This is a genomic window from Gordonia hankookensis (genome assembly GCF_014673215.1).
Taxonomy (GTDB): Bacteria; Actinomycetota; Actinomycetes; order Mycobacteriales; family Mycobacteriaceae; genus Gordonia; species Gordonia hankookensis.
On sequence record NZ_JACWMS010000005.1, the window covers coordinates 391584 to 405031 of the forward strand.

General features: G+C 66.3%; 9 protein-coding genes. 4 read left to right on the forward strand and 5 right to left on the reverse strand.

Going from position 1 to position 13448, the window contains the following annotated elements; translation table 11 throughout:
* Positions 1–19: 19 nt before the first annotated feature.
* The 5 genes from IDF66_RS22310 to IDF66_RS22330 all read right to left on the reverse strand — a co-directional run bounded on the left by IDF66_RS22310 (position 20) and on the right by IDF66_RS22330 (position 5816).
* Positions 20–994: a VWA domain-containing protein gene (locus tag IDF66_RS22310; RefSeq protein ID WP_190268648.1), complete on the reverse strand. Its 975-nt coding sequence runs from the start codon at positions 992–994 to the stop codon at positions 20–22.
* Between the two features lie 7 nt (positions 995–1001).
* Entirely contained in the window at positions 1002–1940 is a 939-nt protein-coding gene (locus tag IDF66_RS22315; protein WP_164309625.1) for a DUF58 domain-containing protein, read from the reverse strand.
* Positions 1927–3111, reverse strand: a complete 1185-nt coding sequence (locus tag IDF66_RS22320; protein WP_164309624.1) for an AAA family ATPase — start codon at positions 3109–3111, stop codon at positions 1927–1929. Before IDF66_RS22320 ends, IDF66_RS22315 begins: the two co-directional genes overlap by 14 nt.
* A 120-nt stretch (positions 3112–3231) precedes the next feature.
* Positions 3232–4788 (reverse strand): NlpC/P60 family protein, encoded by a 1557-nt coding sequence (locus tag IDF66_RS22325; protein WP_387999531.1) that lies wholly within the window; start codon positions 4786–4788, stop codon positions 3232–3234.
* Between the two features lie 374 nt (positions 4789–5162).
* On the reverse strand, positions 5163–5816 hold the full coding sequence (locus IDF66_RS22330) for an Rv1476 family membrane protein (RefSeq protein ID WP_190268650.1): 654 nt from the start codon (positions 5814–5816) through the stop codon (positions 5163–5165).
* Positions 5817–6282: 466 nt separating this feature from the next.
* Here IDF66_RS22330 and IDF66_RS22335 point away from each other — a divergent pair, with 466 nt between their 5' ends.
* The 4 genes from IDF66_RS22335 (at position 6283) to IDF66_RS22350 (ending at position 13056) form a co-directional block, all read left to right on the forward strand.
* Positions 6283–9099, forward strand: coding sequence for an aconitate hydratase (locus tag IDF66_RS22335; protein ID WP_190268651.1), 2817 nt, complete (start codon positions 6283–6285; stop codon positions 9097–9099).
* Positions 9100–9132: 33 nt separating this feature from the next.
* The gene (locus tag IDF66_RS22340) at positions 9133–9699 is read left to right on the forward strand and encodes a TetR/AcrR family transcriptional regulator (RefSeq protein WP_164309620.1); all 567 of its coding nucleotides are present in this window, start codon (positions 9133–9135) and stop codon (positions 9697–9699) included.
* A 126-nt stretch (positions 9700–9825) separates the two neighbouring features.
* Positions 9826–11391, forward strand: a complete 1566-nt coding sequence (locus tag IDF66_RS22345) for a GMC oxidoreductase (RefSeq protein WP_387999745.1) — start codon at positions 9826–9828, stop codon at positions 11389–11391.
* A gap of 114 nt (positions 11392–11505) precedes the next feature.
* The gene (locus IDF66_RS22350; RefSeq protein WP_190268652.1) at positions 11506–13056 is read left to right on the forward strand and encodes an acyl-CoA synthetase; all 1551 of its coding nucleotides are present in this window, start codon (positions 11506–11508) and stop codon (positions 13054–13056) included.
* Positions 13057–13448 lie beyond the last annotated feature (392 nt).

Genomic DNA, 13448 nt, shown 5'->3' on the forward strand with positions numbered 1-13448 from the left:
GATGTCACTGCGGTCGCTGTCAGGGCAGTCGCCGGTTGATGGCCAGCGCCGCGAACGCCGAGAGCAGCGCTAACAAGGTACCGGCGATCAGCCACGGACGAGAGTTGTCGCCTCGGCGTTTCTCGTAGCCGATCTGCTGTTGGAGGGTCTCGTAGACCTTGTTGAGCTCATCCAGGCTCGACGCCGTGAAGAACTGTCCGCCACTGAGATTGGCGATCTTGCGCAACGACTCGTCGTCGACCGGGACCGGGACCGGGTCGCCCTCGAGATCGACAGTGCCGCTCATCGTCCCGAAGGAGATGCTCGATACCGGGATCTTCTCCTCCTTGGCCTTGCGGGCCGCCGTGAACGCGCCGCGCGGATCGTCCGGGTTGTCGGGGACAGTCTCCTTGCCATCGGAGAGCAGCACGACCCGAGCAGGAGGCGCCGCCGCATCCCCGCCGAGGACGGCGTTGAGGGTCTTGATCTGCTGGATGGCCGCGAAGATTCCCTCGCCGGTGGCCGTCTTGTCGTCGAGGCGGAGCTTGTCGACGGCTTCCTTGGTCGCATTGTGGTCTGGGGTCGGTGACACCAGGGTCGACGCGGTGCCCGCGTAGGAGATCAGGCCGAGGTTGATGCCGTCGGTCAGCTCGTCCGCGAACTTCCGCGCCGCGTCCTGGGCGGCCTTGATACGCGACGGCGACACATCGGTCGCGTTCATCGACCGGGAGACGTCCATCACGAGGATGACGGTTGCCTTGTTCCGGGGCACGCGACGGTCGGCCTGCGGTGCGGCGACCCCGACGACGAGCAGGATCAGCGCCACGAGCAGCAGCGCGATCGGCACATGCTGCCAGCGGTTGCGCTGTTGGGGCGCCACCCGGTTGAGCAGGTCGAGGTTCGCGAAGGTCAGTGCCCGCTTGCGACGCAGCCGCTGGACATAGACATAGGCGGCGCCGAGTCCGGCCACGACCAGGAGAAGCAGGAGCCACCATGGGCTCGCCAGGAACGACACGCCGGCGTCACCCGACCCCGGCGGCGAGGCCGCGACGTCGCTGGGCGACGAACTTGACGGTGTCGGTGATCCAGTCCCGATCTGTGGACAGACTCAGCACGGGTCCTCCGCAGCTACGGATGGTGCGATGCACCTTCTGCTGGTGTGCGCGCGCCGCGGCCGCGAAATCCCGGCGGACCGCCGGGGTGATCGTGATGTCGCGGACCTCGCCGGATTCGGCATCCGCGAGGGTCACCTCACCGATGTCGGGCAGCTCGAGATCGCGCGGATCGAGTACCTCCACCGCCAGCAGCTCGTGGTGCGCGCCGATCGCGCGCAATGACCGTTCCCAGTCGATCGGACCGAGGAAATCACTGATCACCACGGCGAGGCCGCGGCGCCGCTGAGGGCGTCGCAACGCCTCGATCCCGGCGTGCAGGTCACCCCGCACCCCCGTCGACGCGCGAGTGGTGGTCGCGATGGCCTTCAGCAGGTTCTGGGCATGGGCACGACCGCTGCGGGCGGGCACACGGACGAGCTGATCGCCGGTCACGACGATGGCTCCGTGGCGGTTGCCGCCGCCGGAGGTGAGGTGCACGAGGGCGGCCGCAGCCGCCACTGCCAGATCTCGTTTCGTGCAGTTGACGGTGCCGAAGTCGAGGCTTGCCGACACATCGACGACGAGCCAGGTCTCCAGCTCGCGGTCGGCGATCATCTGCCGGACGTGGGGCTGGGTGGTGCGCGCGGTGACCGACCATTCCATCCGCCGGATGTCGTCGCCGGGCTGATACGCCCGGGCCTCCCCCGGTTCGGATCCGGGACCGGGGATCAGGCCCAGATGCTCCCCTTGCAACACGCCGTCGAGCTTGCGGCGCACAGTCAGCTCCAGCGTCCGCAACGCGGCGGTGAGCTGCGGTTCGGACAGGAGGCCGGCGCCGAGCGACGGCAGCTCGCTATTGGCCGGCATACCGCGGCGGCGCCTGATTCACCGCAGCGCCATTCGTCTGGCCCGGATGCTGTTGCGGTGCTTGCTGATTGACAGTCCCCTGCCCCGGTGGCGGGCCCGCTTGTGCAGGTGAACCCGAGTACGCAGCGGGTGCCACCGGTTGCGCGCCGACCTGTGGCAATCCCACCGTCTGCAGCACCCGGGTGATCACCTGGTCGGCGTCCACCTCGTCCGCGAGCGCGTCGTAGCTGAGCACCAGGCGATGCCGCAGGACATCGGGAATGATCTCGACCACGTCCTGCGGGATCACGTAGTCGCGTCCCCGCACCAGAGCGAGAGCGCGTGCGGCCGCGACGATCCCGAGGGTCGCACGAGGCGAGGCACCGTAGGAGAGCCAGGCGGCGACGTCGGTCATCCCGAGCTCGCCCGGACGACGGGTGGCATTGATGACCCGCACGACGTAGTCGACGAGTGCATGGTGGACGAAGACGTCGGCGGCGGTCCGCTGGAGTCGGATCATCGTCTCCGGGTCGAGGATCTGCGACGCCGTCGGTGGGACGTTGCCCATCCGGTAGACGATCTCACGCTCTTCTTCGACGGTCGGATAGTCGACGAGCACCTTGAACAGGAAGCGGTCGCGCTGTGCCTCGGGCAGCGGGTAGACGCCCTCGTTCTCGATCGGGTTCTGGGTTGCCATCACCAGGAACGGGTCGGGCATCGGATAGGTGGTGCCGCCGATCGAGACGTGCCGCTCGGCCATAACCTCGAGCAGGGCCGACTGCACCTTGGCGGGAGCCCGGTTGATCTCGTCGGCGAGCAGGAAGTTCGCCACCACCGGGCCGAGTTCGGTGTCGAACTCCTCGCGGCCCTGACGGTAGATACGGGTACCGATGAGGTCGGTCGGGACCAGGTCAGGAGTGAACTGCACGCGGGAGAACGAGCCGCCGACCACGGTGGCGAATGTCTCGACCGCGAGGGTCTTGGCCACGCCCGGCACACCTTCTAGCAGGATGTGGCCACGTGCCAGAAGGCCGACCAGGATGCGCTCGACGAGCTCGTCCTGCCCGACGATGACCCGTTTCACCTCGTAGATCGCTCGTTCCAGCAGCTTGACGTCGGCGTCGGAGAGCGAGACCGATCCGTCGCGGCCGGCTCCGCCCGCGGGTTCGGCAGGGGGATGCGAAGAGGTCAACCGGTGCTCCTTGTTCATCTACGAGTTGAGCAGCAATACAGGGCGGCCTGTCGTGTCGCTGCCAGCCTAGTCGCGTTGCCTGAACGGGGGCCAAGAAGGGTCACGGGTGCGCGCGAATGCTCAGAGCAGGCGCACGACGTTGGGCATGGCCCCGCTGGTGCGCAGCGGCGACACCTTGACGACCGACCCGGACTCCGGCGCCTCCAACATCTTGTTGTCGCCGAGGTAGAGCGCCACGTGCTGACTCGCGTTCGGACCGTAGAAGATCATGTCGCCGCGCTTCATCTGCGACAGCGGGAACTGCGGACCCGAGGTGTACTGATAGCCGGTGTAGTGCGGCAGGTCGATCCCGACACCGGCGAAGGCGTAGATCATCAACCCCGAGCAATCGAAACCGGTCTTGTTGTAGTCGCCGTAGCTGTCGGCGACGCCGCCGTCGCGGATGCCGCGCGTCGGACCGTTCGCGTCTCCGCCACCCCATGCATAGGGGACGTTGAGCTGTGACAGGCCCCGATTGACGACGATCTCGACGGCCTGCGGTCCGCGCAGGCCCGGACGGACCATGCCGCCGCCGGACGAACTGCCGAACAGACTGCCGAGGCTGCCCGAACCCAGCGCCGAACTCAAGGAGTCGGGCCCGCTGCCGGTCATGTCGGAACCACCGACGCCGAGTTCGTCGAGCAACTGCGAATGCGGGACCTGCTGCCGGCCGACCACCCCGGCGAGAACTTTCTGGCCGACGTCGAGGGCGAGCTTCGCCGCCGCCTCGGCCGCGACCGCGAGCGCCTGGTTGTCGCCACCGCCTGCCGCCGGAGAGCCGGGAGTCGACGGCGCCGCGGGAGTGCTCGGCGAATCCGGGAAGAGGTTCTGCAGGAGCTGGTCGGTCGTCGGGCCCTCGACCTCACGCTTGGGCACTACCCCCCGGATCTTGTCCAGGGACGCCTGCACCTTGTCGCGCTTCTGGATCAGCGTGCCCCGGCGTTGCTGTTCGGAGGCGGCTGCCGAGCGCGCTTCGGAGACGGCGGCGAGGGCGTCGTCTTTGCGCGTCTGGGCGCTCTTGGTGGCGAAAGCCGCCTGCCGCTTGGTGGCCTCCACCGCGGCGACGCGATTGGCCTGCTGGTTCCGGGCGACCTGAAGGCGTTCGATCGTGTCGCGCTGCTGCTTGCCCAGACGGTCGAGGACGGTCACCCGGTCCAGCACCGACTGCGGGTTGTCCGAGGAGACGTAGTTCGACATCGAGTTCTGCGAGCTGCCCTGGCGATAGACATCGCGGGCGAAACGATCGAAGTCCTTCTGCGCTTGCGCGACCCGGCGGCCCGCCTGGGCGAGCGAACGCTTCGACGACGTGGCCGCGACGTTGGCGAGGTGTTGCGCGGCCACCGAGTTCTGGAAGTCGACGAGCGCACGGTTGACGTTCTCCTGCCGTACCGCGATCGCATTGTCGAGGTCGGCGATGTTCTGGTTGGCCTTGGCGATCTGATTGATCAGCGTCGACACGCCCGATTTTCCTGATTTGCCTCGTTCGGGGGCCGCCTGCGCCGTTCCGGCTCCGATCGCGCCGAGGACGACGATGACCACGAGCACACAGAGGCGTGCGAACGGCGACAGACCGCCGACTCGCTGCGCTCCGGGCGCCGGTGGTCCCCCACGCGCCACACCGGTATTCCCTCGCCTCACCAGATCTCCCTTGCCGTTTGCGGCATGCCCCGCCACATCCGCACCGTTGCGACGTCGGTGCCCGTCCGATCCCGACCCTTTCTCGACCTGCACCATGCACCACATGCGCTGCCCTTCATCACTTGGACACCACACGTGACAACAGAACCGTACGTCACATCGGACACATCGGAAAACAGGCGTAACGAATTACATTGGCGTGATTACCTGCGAAAATGCCGTGAACTGGCGAAAGACCGGAGCTCTGTCGAGGTATCGAATTCGCAACGAAAAGGCCGCGCGAGCGTGCCGTGCCGAAAACGGTTCGAACCGCCGTGTAGCGGGGGCGCTGACGGCCCCGTTTCAGGCCGTGGAGGCCGGGAGAACGAGCGACCCTAGGGCAGGTCGCGGGAGAGGTCGGTGGTGCCCGGCCCCGGCGTGGATGTCTCGTCGGCCGGCTCCGGGTCCTTGTGGGTTCGGACGCCGTCGGAACCGACATCACCGGGGAGCGCAGCAGAGCCCTCGGCCGTGGCTCCACGCTGCCTGCGGGTCCGCAGGCGGGCGATCACCGCGCCGATGATGATGATCACGATGAGCACCAGGCTGATCGCCGTCCAGTTCAGGGACGGACCGTTCATCTGGTCCCACATCTGGCGCGCGGCGAGCGGCGGATTGGTGAGGGTGAGGTTGTCGGTCGCCTCTTCCTGGTGCACCCGACTGAAGTACGGCGAGGAACTGCCGACCGAATTGGGCCCGAGGACGATCACGGTCCCGCCCACCTCGGATTGCAGTTCGGTCGCGATATCGCGGTAGTAGGTGAACTTCATCGCGTCGGGCAAGACGACGAAGCTGACGTCGTAACCCTGGGAGTCCGCGTGCGCGACGACCTCCCGGAGGCCCGCGACCTGATCCGCAGGCGCCGAGACATGATCATCCTTGATGTCGGCGAGGATCGCGTTCATGTCGAGGTCGCTCGGGATGATCTGGGGTGCGGTTCCGCCGGCGGCCGGCAGGGCCACCACATTCTCAGTCGTCGCACCCGGACTCATCTGGCCATCCTCACATCCATCCGCACCGGTACCCGGTAACCGTCACGAGCCGTGTCACAGCGTCTGCGACCAGGTTTCGCGAGCATTAAATTCGCACGGACAGTGGCTGCTCGCCAAACCTCCTGCTGCACGGTACGACAGAATGGCAGGGGCCGGATACTCGCGGTCCGGATCCGGCGCGCGAGCGGTGGAGTCGGCTTGTTAACAGTACGGACGTACTGTTAAGGTTGGTGATGTCGTCGCCGCCCCGTGATCGGCCCCCCGCAGATCGGTCCCGGACACGCGACAGCGATCGCAACGGACATACTTGTTGCAACCCGTGCCGACGCAGCCCGTCGGTGCCACGGTCAGAGTCGACGGGCCGGCCACGCTCGCCGACGACCCCCAGCGGTTCGCCCGGTTGGACGAGCGGATCAGAGAAGCACGCCGGCGCAGCCCGCCGGCACTTGAGGAGAGTGGATTAGACGTGAGTATCGATTCCTTTGGCGCCAAGGGCACCCTCGAGGTGGGCGACAACTCGTATGAGATCTACCGGCTGAGTGCCGTGGAGGGCGCCGACAAACTCCCTTATGCGCTCAAGGTGCTCGCCGAGAACCTGCTGCGCACCGAGGACGGTGCCAACATCACCAAAGAACACATCGAGGCGATCGCGAACTGGGATCCGAGCGCCGATCCGAGCATCGAGATCCAGTTCACCCCGGCCCGTGTGATCATGCAGGACTTCACCGGTGTGCCCTGCATCGTCGACCTGACAACCATGCGCGACGCGGTGAAGGAACTCGGCGGCGACCCGGACAAGGTCAATCCCCTCGCGCCCGCCGAGATGGTCATCGACCACTCCGTGATCATCGAGGCCTTCGGCAACGCGCAGGCGTTCGAGCGCAACGTCGAAATCGAATACCAGCGCAACGAGGAGCGCTACAAGTTCCTCCGCTGGGGTCAGGGCGCATTCGACGACTTCCGCGTCGTCCCGCCGGGCACCGGCATCGTCCACCAGGTCAACATCGAGCACCTGGCACGTTCGATCATGGTGCGCGACGGCTCGGCCTACCCCGACACGTGCATCGGCACCGATTCGCACACCACGATGGAGAACGGCCTCGGCGTGCTGGGCTGGGGTGTCGGCGGTATCGAGGCCGAGGCCGCGATGCTCGGCCAGCCCGTCTCCATGCTCATCCCCCGTGTGGTCGGCTTCAAGCTGACCGGCGCCACAAAGCCCGGCGTGACCGCCACCGACGTGGTCCTGACCATCACGGAGATGCTGCGCAAGCACGGTGTGGTCGGCAAGTTCGTCGAGTTCTACGGGAAGGGCGTCGCCGAGGTCCCGCTGGCCAATCGCGCCACCATCGGCAACATGAGCCCCGAATTCGGCTCGACCTGCGCGATGTTCCCGATCGACGAGGAGACCGTCAAGTACCTGAAGCTGACCGGCCGCAGCGAGGAGACCCTCGCCCTGGTCGAGGCATACGCCAAGGAACAGGGCATGTGGCACGACGGCGACAAGGAACCGGTCTATTCGGAGTACCTCGAGCTCGACCTCGCCGACGTGGTGCCGTCGATCGCCGGCCCCAAGCGCCCGCAGGACCGGATCGAGCTCTGGGACGCGAAGAACGCCTTCCGCAAGGACATCCACAACTACGTCGAAGAGGGGAACACCCCCGCCCACAACGGTGTCGACGAGGCGAACGAGGAGAGCTTCCCGGCATCCGACGCTCCGTCGGTCAGCCCCGGTGCCGCCACCCTCTCCTTCTCCGATGACCAGGAGCCTGCCCACAACGCGTCGAAGGGCGCCGAGGGCCGTCCGTCCAAGCCCGTCAAGGTCACTTCGGCCGAGCGCGGCGACATGATCCTCGACCACGGCATCGTGACCATCGCGTCGATCACCAGCTGCACCAACACCTCGAACCCGTCGGTCATGCTCGGTGCGGGCCTGCTGGCCAAGAAGGCCGTCGAGAAGGGCTTGACCGCGAAGCCGTGGGTGAAGACCTCGATGGCTCCGGGCTCGCAGGTCGTCACCGGCTACTACGAGAAGGCCGGCCTGTGGCCCTACCTCGAGAAGCTCGGCTTCTTCCTCGTCGGCTACGGCTGCACCACCTGCATCGGCAACTCGGGCCCGCTGCCCGAGGAGATCAGCAAGGCGATCAACGACAACGATCTGACCGCCACCGCGGTGTTGTCGGGTAACCGTAACTTCGAGGGTCGTATCAACCCCGACGTGAAGATGAACTACCTCGCATCGCCGCCGCTGGTGATCGCCTACGCCCTCGCCGGGACGATGGACTTCGACTTCGAGGCCGATCCGCTCGGTCAGGACACCGACGGCAATGACGTGTTCCTCAAGGACATCTGGCCGTCGGGCGAGGAGATCGCCACGACGATCGAGGAGTCGATCTCGTCCGAGCAGTACGCCTCCGACTACGCCGACGTCTTCAAGGGCGATGAGCGTTGGCAGGGTCTGCCCACCCCTGCGGGCAAGACCTTCGAGTGGGACGACAACTCGACCTATGTCCGTAAGCCTCCGTACTTCGAGGGCATGCAGCTCGAGCCGTCGCCCGTCTCCGACATCAAGGGCGCTCGGGTGCTCGCGAAACTCGGTGACTCGGTCACGACCGATCACATCTCACCGGCCTCGACGATCAAGCCCGGTACGCCTGCGGCGCAGTACCTCGACGCGAATGGTGTTGCGCGCAAGGATTACAACTCGCTGGGCGCCCGTCGCGGCAACCACGAGGTGATGATCCGGTCGACCTTCGGCAACATCCGCCTGCAGAATCAGCTGCTCGACGGTGTGTCCGGCGGCTACACCCGCGACTTCACCCAGGACGGCGCCCCGCAGTCGTTCATCTACGACGCCGCGCAGAACTACGCCGCGCAGGACACCCCGCTCGTCGTGCTCGGCGGCAAGGAGTACGGCACCGGGTCGTCGCGGGACTGGGCCGCCAAGGGCACCAGCCTGCTGGGTGTGAAGGCCGTCATCACCGAGAGCTTCGAGCGCATCCACCGGTCGAACCTGATCGGTATGGGCGTGATCCCGCTGCAGTTCCCGGATGGCGAGTCACACAAGTCGCTCGGCCTGGACGGCACCGAGACCTTCGACATCAGCGGCATCGAGCAACTCAACTCCGGTGAGACGCCGCAGACCGTGCACGTCACCGCCACCAAGGAAGACGGCTCGGCGATCGAGTTCGACGCCAAGGTGCGGATCGACACGCCCGGCGAGGCCGATTACTACCGCAACGGAGGAATCCTGCAGTTCGTGCTGCGCAACATGATCAAGAGCTGACGGCGTTGATCAGGAATTCAGGGAGCACGAGACGTGCCCAAGGTCAGTGATGACCGGCTCGCCGCGCGCCGTCGAGAGATCCTCGACGGCGCGCGGCATTGCTTCGCCGACTACGGATACGACGGGGCGACCGTCAAACGCATCGAAGAGTCGACCGGATTGTCACGCGGCGCCATCTTCCATCACTTCCGCGACAAGGAAGCCCTCTTCCTCGCGCTCGCGCAGGAGGATGCCGAGCGGATGGCCGACGTTGCCGCCGAGCAGGGTCTGGTCCAGGTCATGCGCGACATGCTTGCTCGGCCACAGGATTTCGACTGGTTGGGGACGCGACTGGAAATCGCGCGCAAGCTGCGCACCGATGCGTCCTTCCGGGCCGCCTGGTTGTCCCATTCGGCAGATGTCGAACAGGCCACGCTGAGACGGCTCGAGCATCGACGCGAGGCCGGTCGACTGCGCGACGACGTTCCGACCGAGGTGCTGGTCAAATACCTCGACCTCGTTCTCGACGGCCTGATCACCCGCCTCGCCACCGGACAGCCCACGGGTGACCTCACCGCCGTTCTCGACCTCGTGGAGGAGTCGGTTCGACCCGAGCACTAGAGTTCCTGGCGTTTCAGGTCGCCTTCAGGTTTCGACCGATACGGTCATCAGGTGGACGCCAAGGCTCCCTCGCCCCGTGACGGGCGATCGGGACATCTCACCCGTCGGTCGTTTCTTCGCGGCGCGATCGGAACTGCCGCCCTCGCCGCCGGAGGGCTCGCGGCTGCAGGCGGTGCCGGCATGGCCGGCCCTGCCACCGAACGGACCGCCATCGTCATCGGTACCGGTTTCGGCGGATCCGTTGCGGCGCTGCGACTCGGCCGGGCCGGCATCCGGACGACCGTGTTCGAACGCGGGCGACGTTGGCCGATCCGACCCGACGGCGACACGTTTGCCACTTTCACCAACCCGGACAAGCGAGCCGCGTGGTTCGGCAGTCCCGCAGGTGCGAACCTCGCGACCGCGATACCGGTCGAGCCATACCCCGGGGTGCTCGACCATGTGGTCGGCAACGGGATCGAGGCGGTATACGGCGCAGGCGTGGGTGGCGGATCGTTGGTGTTCGGGTCGTTCACGCCAGTTCCCAGGCGCCGCGATTTCGAACTCATCTTCCCTGCGGCGGCCGATTATCCGGAACTCGAGCGCTCGTATTATCCACGCGCGAAACGAATGCTCGGCGTCTCACCGCTGCCGTCGGACATCCTGTCCCATCCCGACTACGTCGGTGCCCGATCGTGGTTGAAGGTCATCGACCGCTACGGTGCCGACCCCCATTTCTTCGATTTCGCGATCGACTGGGATCTCGTTCGCGCGGAGCTACGCGGTACACGACCCCGCGGCGTCTCGATCGGGGACCTGACCTACGGCGTCAACAGCGGTGCCAAGAAATCCCTCGACCACACCTACCTGCCCGCCGCGGAGCAGACCGGCAACGTGCGCATCCTGCCGATGCACGAAGTCTTCGACATCCGGCAACGGCCACGCCGCAGGGGATTCGCCGTGACGGCACGGGTTCTCGACGAAAGTGGCCGGACGGTACGGACCGTCCGGGCCGAGGCCGATCACGTCTTCCTGGCCGCCGGCTCATTCCACACCACCGAACTCCTGGTGCGCGCACGGGCACTCGGTATCCTGCCGCGGCTCTCACCACGCATCGGTGAAGGATTCGGCGGCAACGGCGACTTCCTGACCACGCGGTCCAACCCCCGCGAAGACTTCGGTGCCGTCCAGGGCGGCCCGGGTTACGCGCGGATCTACGACGACGACCTTCCGGGTGGGCCCGCATCGATGGTGTACCAGGCGACCCCCCTGCCGTCGCCGCTCGGTAAGGCGCTGACCACCAACCTCGTCCAGGTGCACACCGATGAGCGCGGCAGCATCGACTTCGACCATGCCACCCGTAGAGCGGTCCTCACCTATCCGTACCCGGAAGGTTCCAGCGACCTCGATCGGCGCGCCAACGCGTTCGTCGAACGGTTCCACTACCGAACCGAGACCCGGTACGGCTACCCCGCCAACGGGATTCCGCTGTCCTCGCGGCTCATCGGGTTCGGCTCGGCGAGCACGTATCACGGCCTCGGCGGTGTGGTCATGGGAAAGGCCGCGTCGATGAACGGCGCGGTCAAGGGCTACGACGACCTCTACGTGGTGGACGGTTCGTTCGTGCCCGGCGCCGTCGGATTGGTCAACCCATCCCTGACGATCACCGCCCTGGCCGAACGAACGATGGACAGGTTCCTCGCGACGCGTTAGCGGCCGCCGCGAGGCCGCGGACATAGGGTAATGTGACGCACAGCACCCCGATCGATCGCTCGGTAGAGTCTCGGTCGGGGTGACTGTTCCCACTGTCAGTCAGAGGAGTGCCCGTTGTTCCCTGGAGTATTCGCGAAGTCCACTCCGGACAAGCCCGCGATCATCCGTGCCGCCACCGGAGAGCAGTTGACCTACCGGCAATTGGACGAGAACTCGACTCGGCTCGCCAACCATCTGGACACCCTCGGCCTGCGTCCGGGGGACACCATCGCGATGATCTCGCGGAACGACCTGCACATGTTCGAGGTCTACTGGGCGGCCCTTCGCAGCGGACTCTATGTCACCGCGATCAACCACCATCTCACCGCCGCGGAGACCGGCTACATCCTCACGGACTGCAACGCGCAGGCGGTCTTCGCCGACGCCGCGGTCGCCGACGCGGTCGCCGAGGCCCACGCCATCCCAGGCCTGAGCGCGCCGGATCGGCGAATCGCCTGGGGCGGACAGATAACCGGATTCGGCTCATACGACAGCATTCTCGCCGGGGCGTCCGCCGCGCCGCGTGCCGACCAGCCTCGGGGCACCGACATGCTGTACTCGTCAGGTACCACCGGCCGGCCCAAGGGCATCAAGACGCCCTTGCCACAAGGTCAGGTCGACGAGATCCCGGATGCCTACACGGCGATCTTCGCACCGATGTACGGCTTCGACGCCGACACCGTGTACCTCTCCCCTGCTCCGCTGTATCACGCTGCGCCACTGCGGTATTGCGGCGTCACGAATTCCGTTGGCGGGACAGTCGTCTTCCTGGACCGGTTCGAGCCCGAGAACGCGCTGGAAGCCATCGAACAATTCCACGTCACCCACAGTCAGTGGGTACCGACGATGTTCATCAGGATGCTCAAGCTGCCCGACGACGTACGCGCGCAGTACGACGTCGGCAGCATGCGAATCGCGGTCCATGCGGCGGCGCCGTGCCCCGTCGAGGTCAAGCGAGCGATGATCGACTGGTGGGGTCCGGTGATCCACGAATACTACGCATCCACCGAGGCGGCGGGAGCCACCTTCATCGGCCCTCAGGAGGCCTTGGACCATCCCGGGTCCGTGGGCAAACCTCTGCTCGGCGTGGTCCACATCTGCGACGAGGACGGCACGGAGATACCGACCGGAGAGGTCGGCACGGTGTACTTCGAGCGTGACGATGTCGCGTTCGAGTATCACAACGACCCCGACAAGACCCGGAAGGCACAGCACCCGGAACATCAGAACTGGTCGACGACAGGCGATGTGGGCTATGTCGACGACGAGGGTTACCTCTACCTGACAGACCGCAAGGCCTTCATGATCATCTCCGGCGGAGTGAACATCTATCCGCAGGAGGCGGAGAACGTCCTGGTCGGCCACCCCGCGATCTACGACGTGGCGGTGATCGGAGTCCCCGACGACGACCTGGGTGAGGTGGCGAAGGCCTGCGTCCAACTCGACCCGGCCTTTGCCCCGTCGCCCGAACTGGCCGCCGAGCTCATCGACTTCACCAAAGAGGCGCTCGCATCCTACAAGGCCCCGCGGACCGTCGACTTCGTCGATGACCTCCCCCGGACACCGACCGGGAAGCTCGTGAAAGGAGAACTGCGCAAGCGGTATTGGCCGAAGACGGTGAGCTGACCCTCCGCCGGTCGAGTAGCCGCGCCCCTCCGCCGGTCGAGTAGCCGCGAACGAAGTGAGCGGCGTATCGAGACCACTCACCCCACGCCCCCTCCGCCGGTCGAGTAGCCGCGAACGAAGTGAGTGGCGTATCGAGACCACCCACCCCGCGCCCTCTCCGCTGGTCGAGTAGCCGCGAACGAAGTGAGTGGCGTATCGAGACCACCCACCCCACGCCCACACTTGCCAGCCGATCTTGTCGGTGCTCCCCGATACGCTGTTGTCAGTTGATGGTGATGCGGGTTGTCGTTTCCGATGACGGGCAGATGTTGGTGGTGTCCTGTCGGTGTCGATCTGTGAAGGCCTCGCTGTCGTGTTCGTGTGTTCTGATCCCGCTGCCGCCGATGCGGCGA

Coding starts and splice junctions, on each gene's coding strand:
- IDF66_RS22315 (WP_164309625.1), bottom strand. CDS start 1,940: ATGCCGGCCAATAGCGAGCTGCCGTCGCTCGGCGCCGGCCTCCTGTCC.
- IDF66_RS22330 (WP_190268650.1), bottom strand. CDS start 5,816: ATGAGTCCGGGTGCGACGACTGAGAATGTGGTGGCCCTGCCGGCCGCC.